Origin of the sequence: Peptoclostridium litorale DSM 5388 (assembly GCF_900141635.1) — a bacterium.
Lineage (GTDB): Bacteria > Bacillota > Clostridia > Peptostreptococcales > Peptostreptococcaceae > Peptoclostridium > Peptoclostridium litorale.
Genome location: NZ_FSRH01000009.1, coordinates 35174 through 56748 on the forward strand (window position 1 = coordinate 35174; position 21575 = coordinate 56748).

The window sequence follows — 21575 nt, forward strand, 5'->3', positions numbered from 1 at the left end:
ATCCTGTTGAAAATACCCGGCATCTCCTTTGCTTGGACTGGACAGTCGCCTATTTTATAAGGCCCTGTTCCTTGTAGTATTTTTCGGCACCTGGGTGCAGCGGTATGGCCATTCCATCAAGAGCTGTGTCTATAGTTACGCTCTTTCCTTTTTCATGAGCCGCTTCAAGACTGTCCCTGTTCTCCCAAAGAGCTTTGGTAACATCGTATACAAGAGCCTCGTCAACCTGCTCGTCTACAACCCACATCGCCATTGTAGTGGCAGTTACAATATCCGCATCCTGTCCCTGGTATGTTCCCGCAGGGATTACAGCCTTAGCGTAGTAAGGTGATTTTTCAATCATTTTGTCTATTTTTTCCTCAGCTATAGGGACTATGTTTATTTCCCTTGCAAGAGATATGTCTATTATGCTCGATGTCGGGTATCCAGCTGTAACGAATGCCGCATCTATCTGCTTGTCCTTTATCTTTTGAGCAGCCTCAGAGAATGAAAGGTAGTCTATTTGCACATCTTCATAAGTAAGTCCGTGAGCGTTGAATATGTTTTGAACGTCAAAGTCAACTCCGCTTCCCTGCTCCCCAACTGAAACTTTCTTTCCCTTAAGGTCTTCTACTGAATTTATTCCCGAATCCTTAAGCGCAACAAGCTGTATGGCCTCAGGGTACAGACTCGCTACTCCCCTTACGTTTTCCACTTTCTTTCCTTCAAAGCTTCCTATTCCCTCGTAAGCCCAGTATGCAACGTTGTTTTGAACGAATGCAGACTCAGTCTCATGGTTTAGTATAAGGTTGCAGTTCGCAACGGATGCGTTTCCTGCCTGCGCCGTCGCCGCAAGATTCTCAACATTGTTTGAAAGCACTTCCGCAAGAGCTCCTCCAACAGGGTAGTACGTTCCGCCTGTTCCTCCAGTGGTTATGTTGAAAAACCTTTTTCCATCTGAACATCCAACCGTAGCGGCCATTATTACAACAAGTGCAAGTATGATAGCCGTGATTTTTTTTGTAATTTTCATCTTTTCATTGTCCTCCTTTTATTTTTTTGAATTTTCAAAATATTCTCACTTATCGCTTAATTGCGAATAACTTATGTATTTATTACAACAATATTCTATCACACAAACGCCACTTTATTCAATTGAAATGTTTAATACTTGCATACAATTTTCACATTTCAACACACTTTTTTTCCAACCTACATTGTAAACAGCGGTTTTCAGCCAATCATAATATTGTATCCAATAAGTATCCCTCGTCATAAAAATACAAAAATACAATTGCAGTACTTGTCTTTTTGTATTTCACTTACCCGAAAACGAATGAATGCAGTTTTGTTTTTTCATTTCCCGCATATCCTCCTTTCATTTTTTTATGTATAAAAAAATTTATATGCAATATTTTTATTTGCCAGCTTCACTTTTCGCACTTGTTTTGTATCTCAGCTAGGATAATGTGATTCATTTTCACTTTCAAAAAAAGCTTCTATCGCATGAATTATTTATTTTTTACTATTTTTTAACCTTTTTTATGGTTAAATGGAAGCCTAATATGGTATTATAATATAGAGATTTTAATAATAATGGGAGTGTTATAATGTCTGAAAAATTTACAGTGGGACAAGTTGTAAAGGGAAAAGTTACAGGTATAAAACCATTTGGAGCATTTGTGGCTCTTGATGACAATACCCAGGGACTTGTTCATATTTCACAGGTTACTCATGGATTCCTTAAGGATATAAACGAAGCTCTTTCTGTGGGCGACGAGGTAGAGGTTAAAGTCCTTTCTATTGACGAGAATTCAAAGAGAATTTCTCTTTCAATAAAGGATGCAAAGCCAAGTCCTAAACCGGAATTCCAACCAAGACCTACAAGACCGGCAAGACCTTCGCAGCCGTCACAGCCTAATCGTGCTTCTTCAAACCCAGGAACGCTTGAAGACATGCTTAAGCAGTGGTCTAAAGACTCTAACGAGAGACAAGCTGCAATCAACAAAAGATCCAACAAGTAATAAAACAAAAGAAAAAGCCTTCGCATACTGCGAAGGCTTTTTCTTTTGTCTAATCTTCAATTTCAACCGGCATCAGCATAAGAGGTTTTTTGCTCCAAGCCTCAAGCCTGTCATATTCGTCCAAAAATTCCTGCACCTTTTGAAGCTCAGCCGGGATATGAGTTCGATCCATTCCCGCAAGTTTTGCAGCCTTTTCCCTTATTTTAAATGCAGCTTTTTTGTATCCCGCATCATTTTGTGCGACTTCCACGCTGTATTCCTCAAGCTTCAGCTGGTCTGCAAGAGCCTGAATTGCATCGCCAAGGCCTCCCAGCTCGTCCACAAGGCCGTTTTCAAGAGCCTGACTTCCTGTCCATACTCTTCCTCCGGCAATCTTCTCAACCTGCTCCATTTCAATCCCTCTTCCAGTGGACACCCTGCTTTTAAACTCCGCATACACCTTGTCTATGTTTGCCTGAAGCGCGTTTTTTTCGCTTTCGCTCATGTCCTTTGAGATGTCGAATACTGATGCGTTCTCCCCCCTTGATATTGTATCCTGGTTTATTCCTATCTTTTCGAAAAGCCCTTCAACACTCGGTATTACTGCAACAACACCGATGGATCCTGTAACCGTATCTTCTCCTGCAAATATCTTGTCGGCTGGAGCTGACATGTAATACCCTCCTGATGCCGCAACCTGCCCCATAGATACGTATACAGGCTTTTTCTCTTTTGCCCTTTGTATGCTCTCGTGTATTATTTCAGATGCAAGGGCCGATCCTCCCGGCGAGTTGACCCTCAGCACTATGCCCTTTACTTCATCGTCTTTGGCAGCCGCTTCTATCTGGGCGCATATCCTGGATGGTATTATCGAAGGCTCCTTGTCTATTATCGAAGGGTTTATGTCGCTCATGTATATTCCCCCTTCGGCATATATTACCGCTATCTTGTCCGATGCCGGATTTTTCATATGGCTTTCAGCGTAGTTGGTCGAAACGTATTTCTCGATTCCTATTACAGGCGGTTTCTCATCGCCTTTCGCAAGGCTTTCAATAAAGCTCTCACGGTAGTCAAGATTGTCTATAAGCCCTTTTTCCTTCGCCTCTATCGGGCTTATGAGGTATATCTCCCCGCTGTCCACCATCTGCTGAACCCTTTCCTTTTCTATCCCTCTCTTTTCAGACACGTCTTCTATGAAGTTTTTAAGTCTGCTTTCATAGACCTCAAGCACCTGCTCTCTTTGCTGGTCTGATATCGAATCCCTCACATAGCTTTCTCCATACGTCTTGTATGGTCCTGTGTTTACAACGGTATAGCTCACACCCCATTTGTCAAAAAGTGTCTTGTAGTATGAGTACGAGGCGTAGTATCCTGTTATATTAAAGCTTGCCGACTGAGACGGCGTCATAACTATGCTGTCTGCAAGAAGGGCATTTCTGTATGAATTTTGGGAAGCCCCGTTTCCAAACGCATATATCTTCTTTCCGCTTGTCTTGTATTCCTCCACTGCCTTTTCAAATTCATCATAATGCTGGCTTGAAAATCCCAGAGAGTCCATGTCCAGTATTAGACCTTCCACATTCGGGTCTGTTCCCGCCGCCTTTATGGCAGACAGCATATTGAACATGGAAATATCCTTTTCAACCGCCCAGTCGTCAACATACATGTACGGGTTCTCAGTCAGATCTGAAGGCATTGAAATCTCAACGTATGTTCCCGGATCTATAGTCTTTATGTTCGAGGAAATAACTTTTATTCCCCAAAACGCTATTACCGCGATTATCACTACTACTGCTGATGTGACTAAAAGGGTATAGAACCTCTTTACTATGTCCTTTATGAATCTTTTTAATCCTGATGCAATTTTTGATGCCATAGACCATTCTCCTTTTGGTTTGAATTTTGTTCATGCGACGCTTATCCAATACCAGTCCGCAGCCGCTTTTACATACTTACTAATGCTTACCCATACTATTCTAATACAAAAATTACCCATTCCATATTAATTCTTTCTTATTTTTTAAATTCCCAAGTTTAATGCAATCTGCTTATCGCCTGCGCACACTGGGCTCTTGTGGCATATTCATCAGGGTCGAACCCCTCGTATAAAAGCCCTCTTCTCTGCGCGGCATTTACATAACCGTCATACCATTTCTCCCCCGAAAATCTTGCTGCTATGCCTTCAAGCCCCTTAGCCCTCACCAGCATTGTCATAACCTGGGCTCCGGTTACATTCTGGTCTGGAGCGAATATGTCCTTTTCAATTCCCGAAACCAGCCCTTTCGAATAGGCAAGGCTCACTACGGGGCTTGACCAGTGCTCCTTAACATCCTTGAAAGGGGTGGTTTTTTTAGATATTTGGCCTTCAAACTCCATTGCGTATATTAGAAATTTTGAAAATTCGGCCCTTGTGACCTTGTTTTGGGGCCTGAAAGTATAGTCCGGATAGCCCGACGCTATTCCCCTGTTTACAATTTCCATTACCGCCGGATAATGCGAATCGCTCCTTTTAACATCGCTGAACATGTCTGCATTGTGAAGCTTTTTGAATACCGAATATTCCTTTTCATAGTCCGTCACAGCCGCCAAAGCTATGCTTGTGGCCTTATAATCCGGCTTTCCGGAGATTTTGCCGTCTGAAAATGATCCGTCTGAAAGCCTGTATGTCCTTATTCTGTCCAAAAGCCCCTTGTCCTTATGGCCAAGGTTTGACTTTGCCATAAGCGCCCACGAGAGGGTTTCGCAGTCCTTTTCAGATTTAAGCCCAAGGCTTAAAAATCCAAGCGCCCTTTGGACGCTTTCTTCAGATTCCATGCCGAGGCTCTTGAACGCCAGTATTGCCTGCGCCGTTGTTTTGAGATCGGATTTTTCCCCTTTATTCACTGCAAACCCTCCATCGCTGTTTTGATTCGTCTTGAGCCACCTGAGAGCCGCCGACTTGTCATATCCGTTGTCCCATGCGCTGTAAAGCGATATTATCGACCATATATGCGCTTTCAGGTCGCCTTTTTCACCCGAGCCGGGATACATTGCAAATTGACCGTTTTCCATCTGAGCTCCTCTTATGCTCGCCGCAATTGCCGATACGTCACTGCCCACGGCTTTTTGCGCCATTAGCCTCATGGCATTTGAATATGTCGAATCCCCAGATTGTGAAAATCCATATTCCGAAACGTCATTGTCCGATGCGTAGAGGGAAAGTATTCCCCAGGCATCCTTGTCGTGGTTCATTATATAGTACTGGGCCTGTATTTCAGCTGCGCTTGAAACAGTGTAAAACATAGACGCCGCAATCACTATTCCCGACAATATGAATGAGACGATTTTTTTCATAACTTCACCCCGCCCTCAAAATTTTAATATTCAGTAATATCCTTATACCCTTTTTGTATATCCACACTTCAATTTCAGCTTTACCCGGCCTTTCTCTTTTCGGACAATCAGAGTAAAATATAAAAGTCCCGCCGCATATGCGGCGGGACTGAAAATTCAAATCCTGCAGAAGTTTTAAATTTACCCTGCCTCTATCTGACAGGCTCCTTGGCTTCATACGGCCTCATTAAAAAGTCCACATACTGAGCCCTTTCATATGCATAAGGGTCTTTTAGATTCCCCTTTGAAAGCTTTCCTCTGAAATCCTCTATTTTTTCGTATCCCTTGCCTTCCATCCACCTTATAATGTCCTCTATCATCTTCTCCACATGGCCTACGTTATGCTTGTATACTGCACTTACTATCTGTACGCAATTTGCTCCTGCAAGCAGCATCTTTATTACATCCTCGCCGCTCATTATTCCAGTGGAAGAGCATATGTCAGCTCTTATCTTCCCTTCCAAAAGTCCGGCATATCTCAGGGGAAGCTTCATGTCTTCCCGATTGCTGAAATTGAGTGTGAGAGTGTTTTTCTCATTCTTCACATCTATATCCGGCTCGAAAAGCCTGTTAAAAAGCACGAATCCATTAGCCCCCATATTGTCCATTTTAGATACTACGTTCATGACATTTGAATAAAAAGGACTTAGCTTTACAGACACCGGAATCGAGACTTCCCTTTTTATCTTTGAAAGTATGTCCAGCTGGGCCTTTTCTATTGACTCCCCAGTCTCGTCCAAGCTCCTTGGTACGGAGTAGAAATTGAGCTCGAGCCCGTCTACGCCAATCTCTTCAAGCTTTTTGGCATATTCAACCCACGACTCCTCGTATACGGCGTTAAGACTTGCTATAACAGGTATTTCGAGATTTTGCTTGAGCTTTTTGATGTTTAAAAGATGCTCTTTTATCCCAGCGTGCTCCAGCTGGGGATGAGTTGTTATCATCTCCGCATGTCTTTCGTTGAAAGCCTCCAGATCCTCTTCAAGCTCCATCTTCTCGAGCTGTATCTGCTCTTCAAATACAGACTTGTATACTATAGCAGCAGCCCCGGCCTTTTCAAGCCTCTTCATAGTTTCTATATTTGATGAAAGATTGCTGGCCCCTATTACTATAGGAGTTTTAAGGTGTATCCCCATGAAACTGGTCTTAAGCCTCTTCATTCCATATTCCTCCTCGTCAAAATTATTCCCCTTTGCACTTCGCCACTGCGCAGCGCTTTTTTTAGATATTTTTATATAATATATTTTCAAATATGATTATTTTTTACCCATTTGTCTCTTAAGCTAACACCACATACCTGCAATAAATTCAAATATCATTTAATTTTATAGATTCAACGAAAAGGTGCAAGCCCGGTCCAATACTTGCAACGGGCTGCAATGTACACAAAAAAGCCTGGATATTCCAAAATATTCAGACTTTTTTGTTTTTTGTTTAACCCCGGCTTTTGCAAGGCTTACACGTTCGCCAAAACCCCGGTACTTATGATATTTTGATTTTTTTTTATATTTTTGTGTTTAAATAAATATCACTTAGGTATAAATACAATACAAAACAAATTAACTTCTAAGACTTAGAAAATTCATCCGAAGGGACTGATTCCACCAAAACAATCATAATGCCATACAGACATTTCAGAAAGAGAAAAAAGTGATCTTTCTAATTCAAAAGAAGGGGATGTGATTCCACCAAAACTGGCATAATACCATACAGACATTCTGGAAAGAGAAAAAAGTGATCTTTCTAATTCATAAAGAAGGGGATGTGATTCCACCAAAATGAATAAGTGTTTTATAGATGGCATTCCGGAAAGAGAAAAGTTGATTTACCCAAATTCAAAAGGATAGGATGTGATTCCACCATAGAATATAATCCTTACCAAGACCTTACGGAAAGAGAAAAAAGTGATCTTTCTAATTCAAAAGATAGGATGTGATTCCACCAAAATATGAATAGCTTAGAAGAAACTACAGAATAAAAGGCCGATTTTGAAAAAATTCAATATCGGCCTTGATTCATTTTTGTATTTATTACTGAACGTTTCTCTTTTTGTTGTATTTGACTCTGTCCGACTCGTTCAGGACTTTCTTTCTAAGTCTTATGCTGTCAGGCGTAACTTCAACAAGCTCGTCGTCAGCTATGAACTCAAGCGCTTCTTCAAGAGTGAATGTTCTTGGAGTGGCAAGCTTTATTGCATCGTCCGAACCTGAAGCTCTTGTGTTTGTAAGTTTTTTGTTTTTGCAAGGGTTTACAGTCATGTCTTCTTTTCTGCTGTTTATTCCGATTATCATTCCCTCGTAAACCTCTGTAGCAGGGCTTACCGTCATAGTAGCTCTGTCACTTAGGTTGTAAAGAGAATATGCCATTGTCGTTCCGTTTTCCTGAGATATAAGAACTCCGTTGATTCTGTGAGGAATCTCTCCCTTGTGAGGCTCGAATCTTTCGAAAGACCTTACAAGAGTTCCCTCTCCCCTTGTATCGTTTATGAATTCACTTCTGTATCCCAAAAGTCCCCTTGTAGGAACTACGAATTCCATTTTAGTGTATCCTTCTTCTGTTCCCATAGCTTCCATCATACCTTTTCTAAGGTTAAGCTTTGATATTACAGTACCAGAATGCTCGTCTGGAACGCTCGCTATAACCCTTTCAACAGGCTCCATAAGAACTCCGTCTTCATGGTGCATAAGAACCTGAGGCTTCGATACAGAAACTTCGTATCCTTCTCTTCTCATATTCTCAAGAAGTATAGAAAGGTGAAGCTCCCCTCTTCCTGAAACCTTGTATCCGTCAGTAGTTTCAAGAGGATCGACTTTAAGTCCAACGTTGACTTCAAGCTCTTTTTCTAGTCTGTCCTTTATATGTCTTGTAGTAATGAACTTACCGCTTTTTCCGCACAGTGGAGAGTCGTTTACAAGGAAGTTCATAGAAAGAGTAGGCTCTTCTATCTTTATCATTTCCATAGGCTCTAGCGTATCTTCGCTGTTTCCTATAGTCTCCCCTATTGATATTGTGCTTATTCCCGAAATAACTGCTATGTCGCCGCTTACTGCCTCATCGCAAGCATTTTGGCTTAGTCCTTCATATGTGAAAAGTTTTGCTATTTTTCCTCTCTCTATGCTTCCGTCTCTCTTGTGCACGGCAACAGTTTGACCCTGCTTAACTTTTCCCTTGTATATTCTACCCACTCCAAGTCTTCCTATATACTCGTCGTATCCAAGAGCCGATATTTGCATTTGAAGAGGCTCTTCGTCAAGGTCAGGATATTCCTGAACGTGGTTTATTATAGTTTCGAAAAGCGGCGAAAGGTCTGTGCTCTCATCTTCCATGGCACGTTTTGCTATTCCTTCCTTAGCCACACCGAATATGATAGGGAAGTCAAGCTGCTCGTCAGTGGCGTCAAGTTCTATGAAAAGGTCAAGAACCATGTCCACTACTTCCTCCGCCCTTTGGTCTTTCTTGTCTATCTTGTTTATGAAAAGTATAGGCTTTATTCCCATTTCAAGAGACTTCTTAAGCACGAATCTAGTCTGAGGCATTGGGCCCTCGCTCGAGTCTACAAGAAGTATAGCCGTGTCGACAGTCTTTATAACCCTCTCAACTTCAGATGAGAAGTCAGAGTGACCTGGCGTGTCCACTATGTTTATTTTAGTTCCGTTGTAGCTTATGGCACAGTTTTTAGAGTATATCGTTATTCCTCTTTCTCTCTCTATGTCATTGCTGTCCATTACGCAGTCAACTACTTCTTGGTTCTCCCTGAATACTCCACTTTGAGACAAGAATGCATCTACAAGAGTCGACTTTCCAGCATCTACGTGGGCTATTACGGCCACGTTTATTATTCCTTTTCTCTTTTGCATAAGTTTACCATTCCTTTTTAAATTATCAAGTTTTCTTTGAAATATATATCTCAACCTGCGAAACCCAGCTATGAAGCGGGTTCGAGCTTTTAATCCGTTCTCTTTTTTTGAGCCACTATACTATTTTACACCTAAAACATAAGGGAATCAAATTAAATTTATGTTATTCATTAAAAATAAATATTTTCACATATAAAATCCCGATGCAATAAAGCCATCAAGCCTTATCATATCGAGATTTTATATACCTTCACATTTATTCCTCAGCGAGAGCCTGTGCACAGGACGAATCTATTCAATCGATCCCTTGAACATATCCACTATCCCCTGCTCGTCAAGTTCTTTTCCTATTACGCAAAGTCCGTGCGCTCCTGGTTTTGCATCGCCATATATGGAATATCTTCCGTTGACATAACTGAATTCAACAGCGCTGTCATAGCCAGATACAAACCCTTTGGCCCTTATTACGCTTCCATAGCCCCCTCGTGAAAGCGCCTTGAGCCTTTTTTCAAGTTCGTCTGCGCTCATTCCCATGCGTGGAACAACCGATACCGACATGAGTCCCTGTGCAGAGTCTCTGTGTTCATGGTCGTGTCCTTCGCAAGAGCAGCCGCAATCGCAATTCCCTTCATGGCTGTGATCGTGTCCGCGAGAACGATCATACCCTTCATGTGAGCATGAATGATCTTCATATCTACCGCAACCGCAGGAGCAGCTCTCTTTTTCATTCATTTCAAAATCCATTTTAAAAAGCTTCCCGTACTCCTTGCCAAAACTTCCCTCTATCATGCCGAAAAACTCTATGTCCTTTATGTCGTCCCACTGCTCATCTACAACCGTGGCGTTTGGGCTCAATATTTTTACGGCCTTTGCAACATTTCTGACAGTCTCCCTGTCAGTCTCTTGAACCTTGCTCAGTACCACAGTGTCGGCAGTGCTTATCTGGTCCCTGAAAAACTCTCCGAACGCATCGACATTCTCGAGGTAGTCCACAGCATCGACTATTGTAGTGCAGCTTTGGAGCTCGCATGAGCTTTTTATACTCTCCTTTTGGAGTATGGGAGTTATCCAGCTCAGCATGCCCACACCAGTAGGCTCTATCACTATTCTGTCGGGCTTGAATTTTTCGGCTATTTCCACTATGGACTTTTCAAAGTCCATTTTCATGCTGCAGCATATACAGCCGCTTGAAAGCTCTATTACGTCAAAGCCCTCCCTTTGTATGATTTCAGCATCTATTCCTATCTCTCCGAATTCATTTTCAAGAAGGACCGTCTTTTGACCCTCGCATGCACTCAGAAGCCTCTTTATAAATGTGGTCTTCCCGGCACCCAAAAATCCCGATATTATGTTTACCTTTATCAAAATATTCCCCTCTTTCTACTCACTTACGCTGTCTTTTTTTCTTCTTTTTGACAAATGCTTTTATCCCTGAGAAATCCGGCCACGGCGGCAGTGATAGGCACTGTAAATATGAGTCCTATGCTGCCTGCAAGCGACCTTACTATCTCAGCGGCTATGTTGTCGAGAGATATTATCTCGATAAGTGATATTTCATATGTCGAAAACATGAGCATTATATTTAGGCTGCTGCCGACATACGCAAGTATCAGCGTGTCCGCCATCGTACCCATTATATCGCGTCCAACGTTCATTCCGGCGTTTATAAGCTCCTTCGTCCCTATTCCCGGATTTGCCTGTTCTATCTCGTTCATTGAAGATGCTATTGACATTCCAACGTCCATGACGGCTCCCATGGCGCCTATTATTATGCCCGCAAAAAGTATGCCCTTGAAGTCTATGTCCTTTGAATAGAGTATTATGTGTATTGCCTCATCACTGCTCAGGCCGTTGAGCTGTATCATATTTCCCACCACAAAAGCGGTGATTCCAGCTATTACCACTCCTGCGCTAGTCCCTATTGCGGCGCAGAGGGTCTTTTTGTTGAATCCGCTTATCAGAAGAAGCGCCACTACTATGTTGACTATGCATATGACTATGGAGACCATCATGGGGTCATATCCCGCAAGTATGAGCGGTATTAATATCTTTACAACCGCAACCACTGTTATTATAAGTGTTATAACGGATTTGAGTCCCTTTTTGCCACCTATTATTACAAGCCCTCCGAAAAAGAGTATCACAAGGTAAAATATAGGGATCTTTTCCCTGTGCATGGGCTCGCTTATGAAGTGCTCTCCTGCAAGCTTTGATGCAAACATAATTGCAATGAGAACCAGCCAGGGAAGAGCTTTTTTATAATCTATACGTTCAATGTGTTTTTTCATATTCCAATCATCTGCTCCAGCTTGTCAGTCTTTACGGGATAACCGATCTCCCTTGCTGCGTCCATCATGGCGTGTATGTTTTCAAACGGAGTGTCCACGGGAAGGCTGCATCCCGACATTATCACATATCCCTTCGGAGAGTCCCAGGCCTGCATTGTGCATTCCGCCACAGCCCTTCTGACGTCCTCAGGGGTTCCTGCATACATTATAGAAGCCGGATCTACGTGTCCGAGTATTTTCACCCTGTCTCCAATGGATTCCTTGCACTGCCTCAGGTCAACAACATTGTCTATGCTAAAGCCGGCCACTCCCATGTCCACTACGTCTTCCCATATCTTGTCCGTCTTTCCGCATATGTGCATTGTCACAGGCTTGCCCTTGCTCTTTATGTGCTGCACGAGCCTTTTTATGTATGGGGCTCCGAAAATCCTGAAATGCTTTGGACTTACCACTGTGCAAGAGGACATGGGCTCCGATATTGTAGGGGTAAGACCCTGAGCCAGTATTGCATCTGCATATCTTATGCAGGTTTCAAGAGACACCTCGCAGAGCCTGTGCACGGCCTCTGGATTCTTGAAAAACAGCTTGGTCATCTTCTCTATTCCTATCAGAAAGAATGCGTTTGTAAAAGGCCCCACTATTCCGCCCGCGCATCCAACCTCGTCGCCAATCTCGTCTATAAGGTACTTCATGGCCTCTATGTGAACAGGCAGCCTCCCGTCTCTGTAGGGATCCGCCGGCTGCAGCGAGCCCAGCTCCGATATGTCGTCTATCGCGGGAGCTCCAAGATCCGCAGTGTTGTCCTGCGGAAAAATCACCTTTGCGCCCATTGCCTCGGCCCAGGGGAAAAGGTCCGTAAATATCCTCACCCCGTCATATCCAAATTCCCTGTAAGACGCTATCTGGGCGTTTGCTATAGTCCTGGCGCATGTATTGAACTCTGATATCTTGCATCCGTACACCCTCGCCACTCCGTTTGCAGCGTTTGGGTTGCAAGGAAGCCTGTCGACCGATTCTCCCCTCGCCATGGCCTTTGCCCTTTCAATTGGCGTCATAATGTCTTTTCTCATGACATCCTCCTTTTGATATATTTTGTCATTTGCAATGTTCCCATACAAAAAGAATATCTCTCCTCACAGGTATATAAGGAGAGCATACGTCAGCTTTAGTTTTTCCAGGCCAGAAGCCTTTTTTCAAGTTTGTCGGAGAAATATGTTATTCCGGTTACAACCATACCTATGAATATTATGCCTACTACCACCTTGGGGTAATCCGCAAAATCGGAGAAGTATTTCACATACCATCCGAGTCCTGAAGACGCGCCTATCATTTCAGCCGCTGTAAGCAATATGAACGAAAGCACAAGTCCTATTGTGGCTCCGCTTATTATGGAAGGCATTATTCCCGGAAGTATTATCTTGAAAAGCATCGTCTTTTCATCCACATTCAGAACCTTTGCTGAATCCACATATTTTTTGTCTATGTCGAAAGCCCCGTTCAATGTGTTTATGAATATGGGCCAAAACGCCCCTATGAATATTATGAATATGGATGCGCTCGTGAAAGTCGGGAGAAGCGCTATGGCATATGGTATGTACACTATTGGCGGTATGGGTCCCAGCACCTTTGTAAACGGATTTACAGCCCTGAAAAGCCTTCTCCTCCATCCTATTACAAGGGCCAGGGGCACAGCCGTCACAAGCGCCAGGACATAGCCCGCCGAAAGGAGCTTCATAGAGCTTAAAAGGCCTTCCAGAAGATATGGTATCTCCTGTATGAATGTGAATACGACTTTCCCCGGCCCAGGAAACAGAAGTGGCTCAAGCCTGTCTAGTTTTGAAGTTATGACTTCCCAAAACACTATGCAGGCGTATATTATTGCTATCACGTCGCATACCGACTGTTTTTTGTCTTCGTCACTGCTCATAAACCTTTTCCCCTGAGCCATAGCATGTATGAGCACTATGACCCCGGCCAGATAAAGCGCATACTCGGCGGATTCAGCCCTCTTTGAAGGCATGAAAGTTACGGCCAGGGCAACTATGAACATTACATTTGCGATATTAAATATCCTTTTCAATTCCACCCCTCCTAGACTGCGTTTTCCACATCGTCAATCAGATCGTCAAACAGTGATTGCACGAGTGAATTTCTAAGGTTTATATATTTGCTGCTCTTGGAAAGAGAGCTTCTGCTTCTAGGCCTTTCAAAATCTATCCGCACTTCTTCCCTGACCGATTTGGTCTTTGCAGACATCACTATTATCCTGTCTGAAAGGAGTATTGCCTCGTCCACGTCGTGTGTTACAAACACTACTGTTTTCCTCTTTTCTCCGCTGTCCCAAAGCTTAAGCAGGAGCTCCTGGAGCATCATCCTGTTTTTAGCATCTACTGCGCTGAAAGGCTCGTCCATAAGAAGTATGGGTGAATCCATTGCAAATGCCCTTGCAATCGCAACCCTTTGCTGCATTCCTCCCGAAAGCTGGGACGGGTATTTACCCCTGACACCCTCAAGCCCCACAAGGTCAAGGTACCTGTTTGCCGTCTCCTCCATTTCACAGCGTGTCTTTCCATCCTTGAGCTGTTCCATCCCAAACAGTATGTTGTCTTTGGCACTCATCCACGGGAAAAGCGAATAGTGCTGGAACACGACTCCCCTGTCAAGCCCAGGGCCTGTGACCCTTTGACCGTCTATTTCAAATTTCCCGCTTTGGGGAAAATTGAGGCCACAGAGCATGCTGAGTAGTGTGCTCTTTCCGCATCCGCTCGGGCCTATTATGCTGACAAATTGGCCTTCCTCTATCTCCATGGTTGCATTTTCAATGACCTTTATGTTTTCGTTTTGCTGCTCATATGAGAAGTTCATATCCCTTAGAATAATTTTAGACAACAAAATCACCATCTTTCATTTTTAATCCAACTTTAGTTTCAGCTCGCGCCGCCATCTACCGCGGGGGTCTTATTTACAGTCGTAAAATCATAGAGGATTTTACGACATATGCCCGAAACCTCTATATCAAAATCATCTGCATGATTTTAGGACATACGGCTTCGAGCATATTGATTTTAATAAAATTCAGTTTTCAATCCAAGTTATGAAAATTGCTGCGGCCTTTATTCAAATTAAATGTTGTTCATTTCAAAATCGTTTAGAAGAGCCTTGTAGTTTTCGTTGTCAGGGTATTCGCTTATCATCCTGTCAAGCGCCTTCTTGTACACATCTGTGTTTATGTGCTCGTCTATGTCCAATTCACTTTCTATGAAACCTGTCTTTTTCATTATGTCCCAGTATTTCAAAGTTGAGTTTCTAAGCGGGTCAGGGCTGCATACCATTGTAGCATCAGCATCGTACGTTTCCTTATCAAGGTATTTTTTGTCAACCTTTACGTATTTAGATGTTATTTCAACAGTTTCTTCGTGGTTTGTCATGTAGAAGTCATACGCCTTTATAAGGGCTGCCATGAAGCTCTCCCAACGCTCAGGGTTTGCTTCAAGTTCAGAGCCGAGTACGGCCTGACGGCAGCACACGTTGTTTTCGAAAAGGTCTGTTATGTACATACCTATTTTCACACCCTGGTCTTCAGCCATCGCGACATACGGAGTCCATATAAGCGCCGCATCCACCGTACCTTTTTTAAGAGCCTCCATTGTAGCCGCCGGAGATTCAAGCTCTATTATCTCGGCATCGCCTTTTCTGTAGTCTATTCCTGCATCTATAAGAGCTCCCCTGAATATTACGTCTGCAGTTGAAAGCCTTACAGTAGCAACCTTTTTGCCCTTGTAGTTATTTATGTCCTTGAGTTCGTCGTATCTGTCAGGCATGCATACAAGAGCGCACGCTCCAGAGTTTTGACCTCCTATAACCTGTATGTCCGCTCCCTTTGCAGTGAACACAAGAGGTGCCGAAACCCCGAAGCTTCCGACATCCACTTTTTTAGCTATAGTGGCGTTGAGCCCTTCTGCCGAGTTTGTGAAAAGAAACAGATTTGCATCTATCCCCTCTTCTTCAAAGAATCCTTTTTCCTTTGCTACGAAATACAGAAGGTGTTCAGGCGATGCAAGATAGCCTATGTTCATCTTTTGAAGCTCTTTTTGCGATCCGCTTGCATTTGCCTGCACCGCTTCAGAAGCTCCTTGCGTTTCGGCCTTTTGCCCGCATCCCGTAAGCAGCGTAGTCGCCATGAGGACCACCATCATTAAAACAGATAATATTTTTTTCATAAGTCCATTTTCTCCTTTTCCTTAAATTTTGTTTTTTCACTTAAACACGATAAAGACAAAAGCGTCAATATCATATCGCTCCATTGCATGTGCCGTATTTTTTTGTATCCATGTTTCACCTCGTCGCGAAGTGCGAACATTCGGACTTTTGCACGGTTATATTCTTCTTTCCGGCAAGATTAGTCTACAATATACACGCTCCTATTGTCTAATAGATAGAATTTATACAAGTTTGAGCTTTCATGGATATTGTCTATATCCTTTTTTGTTTTTTTCGTCATTTTTCGATGATTTCAAAGTCTGTGCTCAATAAAATTCAATTGCTAATTTATTTGTCATATTCATTTTCAATGGTCTCTATAAGAATTTCTTATGTGACATTTACCTCCAATCATTTATTTCTATGGTTAATACGGTGCCCCTATCACAGTAAATAAACGCGCAAAAAACCGCCAGACCAATACGATATTGTTCTGGCGGTTTTTAAATTTCAAAAGCCTATGTCATTTTTGAGAAATCCTATTTTCCACAAACTGAAGTATCTCTTCCGATGATTCTATTCCACTTTGATTTGTAAACGCTATATTAAGATCCTTTGCAATATCGCCCATGGTCTTGTATATCTCCGCGTGAAGAGGGGATATGAAATACTTAGACACACCTGCCATTTCAATATCCAGCACCGAGTCCCCAGATGATATGACATCCCTCAACCCGTCTATTTTATTCGATATGTGAAGAAGGGCATCCCCCTTGCTTACGCATTTGGGTATGAAATAGAGTTTTCTCGAATGGTGGACCATCCTCCAGCCACCAGCGTCCATCTCCTTTTCAAAATCCGAAAGCTCATCCATCGGAACCATCTGGGTGTCCACTATGCTGTAGAAAAACAGATCGTCCGCCGTCCTGGTCTTTTCCACCCAGACCGGCGATGATATCCTTTTGAATCTGTCCATAGCTTCAGACAGGGACAAACATTCTCCTTCAAGCCTCTTTTCGACTATGCTTTTCCACTGTTCATCCTCTTTACCGCCTTCTATTATGGTTCCCCCATTTGCAACTATGGCGTATTTATGCGGTATCTCCCTTAAAATCCCAATCCTCTTGTACTGCTCCATTGTCCTTGTAGTCACTGGAACAAACTGAACCTTTCTGCTGATTTTCCCAAGCATTTGAAAAGTCTTTGAGCTAATATAGCTTATGACCTTCCCGTCCTTAACCTCCGCTTCCATTACATCTTGTCTATTGCCTTCTTTTATGAATTTCTTGGAATATATCAAAGTCCTGTCCAAATCGCTCGCAAATATCATACGTCCCCCCCGTTGACCTTTTTTATCAGTCCGCAGCATTTATATTTTTTTAGCGGATACTGCTCTATCTCAACTCCCTTTTCATCTGCCAGCTGTATTATATGGGCCACATCCACATCATCCATGTCTGTTGATATTAAAACTTTCCACGGAACCCTTCTCAGAAGCACCCTTGTAGTCTCCCCTATGCCGGGCTTTATGAGATTCATGTCGTCAATCCCAAACTCTTCTTTCACCATTTCCACATCTTGCATTCCCTTCATGTCACACTCCATCGCCTCGCAATGTCCAGATTCACAGCCTTTATAATCCACAGCATCACTTTCCCCGAAATGGGCGCTTATGCTGTCTATGAACCTGTTTGACACGTCATGTTCCTTCAGCTCTTTATAGAATTTGGCTCCGTGGAAATCCCACGGCCCTATTATGTCATCCCTTTGCACAGTTCTGCTCACAAGTCCCGATACTGTGGCGTTGAGGCATGCGCTTGGAATCAAAAAGTCCTCCCGCGTTCCTGCTATTTCGCTGAATCCCCCGGGATCCGCGATAACTGCAAGGTCTGACGGCAGCTTTATCCCGTATTTTTCAAGCATAGTATCGCTCGACCTTTCGAGCTCCCTTTTTATGGCTCCCTTTCCTGTCCATCCGTCTACAAACTGGACATTTGACGTGTCGTGCCTTTGCGATATGAATTTTATGGCGTTTTCGTCAAATCCCTTTCCCCTTATTATGGATATGCTGTAGTGCATGGGGTCTATATCGTAGGCCTTTCTCATATACCTCTTCATAAGTATGCCTGCAGGAGTCCCGGCCCTTGCAAGCGATACCAGCACCACGTCTTTTCCCTTTTCTCTTATTATGGCCCTGCTGGCCGCCTCTACAGAGCGGGCTATTCTGTTTGAGTTTTGCAAAAGAGACTCCTCGAAAAGCCTCATGTATTCGCTCGACGGCCTGTATTCCACAGGCAGCATTTCGGAGTAGTGAGCCCCGGACTGTATGGCCTTTTCCCTGTATTCGTTTCCCTTCTCGCCCATAAGGCCAGATATGTCCTTCAGCAGAAAGTCAACCTCGTCCCGATTATAGCTTCCAATATCCCCGGCCTCCATATTTTCAAGCGGGTCTGCAAAATATACTGCAAACGCCTCTTTTGCCCCGGAGGCCATTATTATTTTTTTCATCTCCAGCAAGCCCTTTTCGTCAGGCTTTTCCTCCATGAATATGAAAACCTGGTCATATCCGCCCTCTGGCATGTTGTATGCAAAATTTTTTATGCCGCTTGATTCTGGATCGTTAAACTCCACCTTGTTTTTAACCGCGTATCCCGTTGAGGTATCCGGATATATGGGGCTTCTTGTAGTGGAATGATACATTATGTCCCTGCCCGTTCTCCTATTCACAAAGCTCCCTATTTTCATGGGCAAAAACATGAACTCCCCGCTTCCGAGGAAAAGCACCCTGCCCCCGCATATCCTTCTTTCCAAAAATTTAGCGCTTCTTCTTACTGCACTGTCTATATAGCTTGTGTCTGCCGACGAAAGCCCGAATCTTCCCGAGTGCCTTATTAGCGCTCCGCTTTGTATGTCATTCTTCTTGAAAAAATGCGAAAGTGAAATCTGCTCTATTTCAAAATCATGCTCGCCTTCGCCACTTGTACTGCTGCATTTGGCGCCGCCCGTGTCAGCTGAATCCGAATTCCCACCGTGACTTTCAAACCCTTGCGGCATATCATGTTCAAGCCTTTTCTTCCACTTTGAATCGTCCACTTCTATTTCGCCTTGTAGAACCGACATTACATCCACCTTAATTCCCTGCCTTTTTTCAAAATCTTCAAAACTGTCTTTATGAGATTTGCCTCTCCAGTCAAGTATTGTAAGCACCGAAAAGTTCTTCGCGGGAATAATGTCCTTTATGGATTTTATTATGTTTATGACTGTCTTTCCTGTTGTAAGCTCGTCATCTATAAATACCACGTTTTTGATCTGCCCAAGCGGAAGTCCCTTTTGCGGATACATCATGTGAAGCGAGGCATGCGAGTGCTCCTCATCGAACTTTATGCACTCAATGTCGAGTTCTTTTCTTGTCGTCTGCATATAATATGAATTTCCTGAAAACGATTCAAAAACGCTCATGCCGAGTGCCGTGGCCGTTTCCGCAAATCCTATGAAAAGTGTAGGCTCTTCGATATGGACCTTTTCCCAAACGCCTTTTTCCGTAATTTCCCCGCCTGCCGAAGAAACCTTTGTCGCCGCATGTCTGTGAGCTTTCAAAATATCTGCCGCGGCATGCTCGAATCCCGCATTTACCGAAAGCTCCTGCTTTGAGTATATTGCCGCAAGAAGCCTTCCCGTGGCCAACGAAACATTCGGGTCTACCGGTATGTGCTTTCCGAGCACTTTGCTTACAAACAAAAAGCTTCTCTTTTTGTTTTTTCTTGCCGCAAGCGAAAAGAGGTTTTCGGGAGGTATCCCGTATTCATTTGAATTTATGCTTATTTTCATATCTATCCCGTCCAATATGGTTCTTTCATAGCTGTTCATATGCGCCTCCCCTGCTTTATGTATTATTCTAATCTTGTTTTACGACATTGGATACAAGCTGTATGGACAGACGGCTCAAATATTCTATATGAGGCTGGCAAAGTCATACCCGCTGTTTAGCACCCCGTAAATGCTTGCTCTTTTAAGAATCTTTTTTGCCCATATGGAATGAGGTTTTATCTCATTCATCTTGTTTGAATATGTGCTTTTTATTACTCCAACATTTCCAGAAGAGTTCTGAGTTATGCTCATTGCGTCCATGTATTCCTCGTGGGTTACGCACTGCATCGCCTGCACAGGTGCTATATGGCTTGGATGTATTACAGTCTTTCCCACAAGGCCGTTCGCCCTATCGAGTATGACTTCGTGTATTAGCCCGTCTATGTACTGGTCTATAAGGCGGCCTCTTTTTTGTTCGCCCATGTCTCCATAAGCCTGCCTGAAAGGAGTCATCCGAAGCTGCGGCTTTAGCACCCTGTCCCCTCCGCAGAAGTACTCCCACACGGGTCCCGAGACGGCAAAATCCCTTTCAGGCCTGCAGAAATTATTGATTATGTCTGTTATGCAGTCCCTTATTATATGTATGTCGTATACCGTGGTGTCGTGGCTGCGCCTTATTCCAAAATAGCCTGAAAAATCCGTCGCCCCTATCCTCAAATTGAGTATTTTGTCCCTGTTTCCATCTATTATTCCATTTATGGCCCGCAGGGCCTCTTTTCTGGTGTCCCAGTTTAGTATGTCTATGCTTTCAAGCACGGGCATGGCGTAAAGTGATGCCCCCGTGATTTCCTCTGCCCTTTCAAGATAGTGCATGTAGTCTATGGCATTTCGACTCGAAAACTTTGGGAAAACCAGGCCTGAAAGTATCCCCATCTTCTGCCTCGCCATTTGGGATAGCCTCTCAATCTGAACCGGCTCCCTCACCCTTACAAATAAAAGGGGCATTTCTTCCTCCTTTATCTCCCCTTTTGCAAGTGCTGAGTCTATTTCAGCAAGGGTCCTTAAAAGCGATTCCTGCGCCTCGTTTGTCATAAGGTCCCCAACAGCGTCTTCGAGACATATGACCATGGACTGCACTCCCCTGTGCTTTTTCCGGATTATGTCTTTTGCAATTTCAGGCCTTAGCGCCGGCGTGTATATGGTGGCTCCCAGGGCGTATGAAAGTTTTTCCCTGTCTTCATATCTTGTGAAGCTTTCAGGCTGTTTCATGAATATCTTTTCCCTGTCCTCTTTGCTTATATGTTCAAAATGTCTCATACCAATATCTCCAGTCATATTGACAAAAGAGATGGGCCATCGCCCATCTCTTTTGTCTTTGTATAGGGCTTTGCCAAGCTTTTTCAGCAAGGCGCCCAGGTGATCACATTCAATATTTACATTTGGCTTTTATCTGTATTTTTTAAGCATATCGCTTATATTCTTGTCTGTGGTTCCCTCTCCTACAGCTGCAAATTTCCACTCCGTACCGTGCCTGTAAAGCTCCGCCACTATAAGAGCAGTCTTTGAGCCATAGTCTTCAGTAAGGTTGAACCTTAAAAGCTCTTTCGATCCCTTTGTGTCCACTATCCTTATGAATGCATTTTCTATCATGCCAAAATGCTGGTTTCGCTTTTCGCAGTTGTATATGTTTACTACGAACACAAGCTTTTGTATGTCGGAAGGTACGGAGTTAAGTTCAACCATTATCTGCTCGTCGTCGCCTTCTCCGGCGCCTGTAAGGTTGTCACCCATGTGCCTTATGCTTCCGTCGCTGCTTGCAAGGTTTCCAAAGTAAACCACGTCCTGCTTTCCCGTTATCCTGTCGTTTTCCCTGAGCATGAATACAGATGCGTCGCAGTCAATGTCGGCTTCCGTACCTCCGAAAAGACTTCCTAAAAGCCCCTTTTTAGAAGATTTCACAGGGTCCCATCCAAGCGCCACCATTATGCTCGAAAGGCCCGCAGATTCCTTTGTAAGACTTATTCTTTGGCCTTTTTGAAGATTTATCGCCATGTCAATTACCTCCATTT

At 43.5% G+C, this 21575-nt stretch carries 16 protein-coding genes; 1 reads left to right on the top strand and 15 read right to left on the bottom strand.

The window, feature by feature from the left end; all coding sequences use genetic code 11:
* Positions 1-49 precede the first annotated feature (49 nt).
* Positions 50-1012, bottom strand: a complete 963-nt coding sequence (locus BUQ87_RS09365; RefSeq protein ID WP_038261850.1) for a TAXI family TRAP transporter solute-binding subunit — start codon at positions 1010-1012, stop codon at positions 50-52.
* Between the two features lie 577 nt (positions 1013-1589).
* Here BUQ87_RS09365 and yugI point away from each other — a divergent pair.
* On the top strand, positions 1590-2003 hold the full coding sequence (yugI, locus tag BUQ87_RS09370; RefSeq protein ID WP_038261853.1) for a S1 domain-containing post-transcriptional regulator GSP13: 414 nt from the start codon (positions 1590-1592) through the stop codon (positions 2001-2003).
* Positions 2004-2052: 49 nt separating this feature from the next.
* Here yugI and sppA read toward each other — a convergent pair whose 3' ends face one another.
* The 14 genes from sppA to BUQ87_RS09440 form a co-directional block, all read right to left on the bottom strand.
* Positions 2053-3858 (bottom strand): signal peptide peptidase SppA, encoded by a 1806-nt coding sequence (gene sppA / locus BUQ87_RS09375; protein ID WP_038261855.1) that lies wholly within the window; start codon positions 3856-3858, stop codon positions 2053-2055.
* Positions 3859-4016: 158 nt separating this feature from the next.
* Complete coding sequence (locus BUQ87_RS09380) at positions 4017-5315, bottom strand: S-layer homology domain-containing protein (RefSeq protein ID WP_038261858.1); 1299 nt, start codon at positions 5313-5315, stop codon at positions 4017-4019.
* Positions 5316-5506: 191 nt separating this feature from the next.
* A complete protein-coding gene (locus BUQ87_RS09385) occupies positions 5507-6514 on the bottom strand; it encodes a dihydroorotate dehydrogenase-like protein (RefSeq protein WP_038261861.1) in 1008 nt (335 codons plus the stop codon).
* Positions 6515-7384: 870 nt separating this feature from the next.
* Positions 7385-9211: a translational GTPase TypA gene (gene typA / locus BUQ87_RS09390; protein WP_038261864.1), complete on the bottom strand. Its 1827-nt coding sequence runs from the start codon at positions 9209-9211 to the stop codon at positions 7385-7387.
* A 291-nt stretch (positions 9212-9502) separates the two neighbouring features.
* Entirely contained in the window at positions 9503-10576 is a 1074-nt protein-coding gene (locus BUQ87_RS09395; protein ID WP_038261866.1) for a CobW family GTP-binding protein, read from the bottom strand.
* A gap of 23 nt (positions 10577-10599) precedes the next feature.
* The gene (locus BUQ87_RS09400; RefSeq protein ID WP_074210085.1) at positions 10600-11499 is read right to left on the bottom strand and encodes a YibE/F family protein; all 900 of its coding nucleotides are present in this window, start codon (positions 11497-11499) and stop codon (positions 10600-10602) included.
* Positions 11496-12569 carry a uroporphyrinogen decarboxylase family protein gene (locus BUQ87_RS09405; protein WP_038262336.1) on the bottom strand — a complete coding sequence of 358 codons (1074 nt, stop codon included), beginning with the start codon at positions 12567-12569 and terminating at the stop codon, positions 11496-11498. The genes BUQ87_RS09400 and BUQ87_RS09405 overlap by 4 nt, the downstream gene beginning before the upstream one ends.
* A 95-nt stretch (positions 12570-12664) precedes the next feature.
* Positions 12665-13579, bottom strand: a complete 915-nt coding sequence (locus tag BUQ87_RS09410) for an ABC transporter permease (protein ID WP_038261869.1) — start codon at positions 13577-13579, stop codon at positions 12665-12667.
* An 11-nt stretch (positions 13580-13590) separates the two neighbouring features.
* A complete protein-coding gene (locus BUQ87_RS09415) occupies positions 13591-14388 on the bottom strand; it encodes an ABC transporter ATP-binding protein (protein WP_038261872.1) in 798 nt (265 codons plus the stop codon).
* A gap of 233 nt (positions 14389-14621) precedes the next feature.
* Positions 14622-15719, bottom strand: a complete 1098-nt coding sequence (locus BUQ87_RS09420) for an ABC transporter substrate-binding protein (RefSeq protein WP_038261873.1) — start codon at positions 15717-15719, stop codon at positions 14622-14624.
* Positions 15720-16222: 503 nt separating this feature from the next.
* Complete coding sequence (locus BUQ87_RS09425) at positions 16223-17029, bottom strand: HAD family hydrolase (RefSeq protein ID WP_038261875.1); 807 nt, start codon at positions 17027-17029, stop codon at positions 16223-16225.
* Positions 17026-19566: a phosphoribosyltransferase gene (locus tag BUQ87_RS15740; RefSeq protein WP_052635905.1), complete on the bottom strand. Its 2541-nt coding sequence runs from the start codon at positions 19564-19566 to the stop codon at positions 17026-17028. The genes BUQ87_RS09425 and BUQ87_RS15740 overlap by 4 nt, the downstream gene beginning before the upstream one ends.
* A gap of 84 nt (positions 19567-19650) precedes the next feature.
* Positions 19651-20823 carry an HpcH/HpaI aldolase/citrate lyase family protein gene (locus BUQ87_RS09435; RefSeq protein WP_038261882.1) on the bottom strand — a complete coding sequence of 391 codons (1173 nt, stop codon included), beginning with the start codon at positions 20821-20823 and terminating at the stop codon, positions 19651-19653.
* Between the two features lie 129 nt (positions 20824-20952).
* Entirely contained in the window at positions 20953-21558 is a 606-nt protein-coding gene (locus BUQ87_RS09440; RefSeq protein ID WP_038261885.1) for a TerD family protein, read from the bottom strand.
* Positions 21559-21575 lie beyond the last annotated feature (17 nt).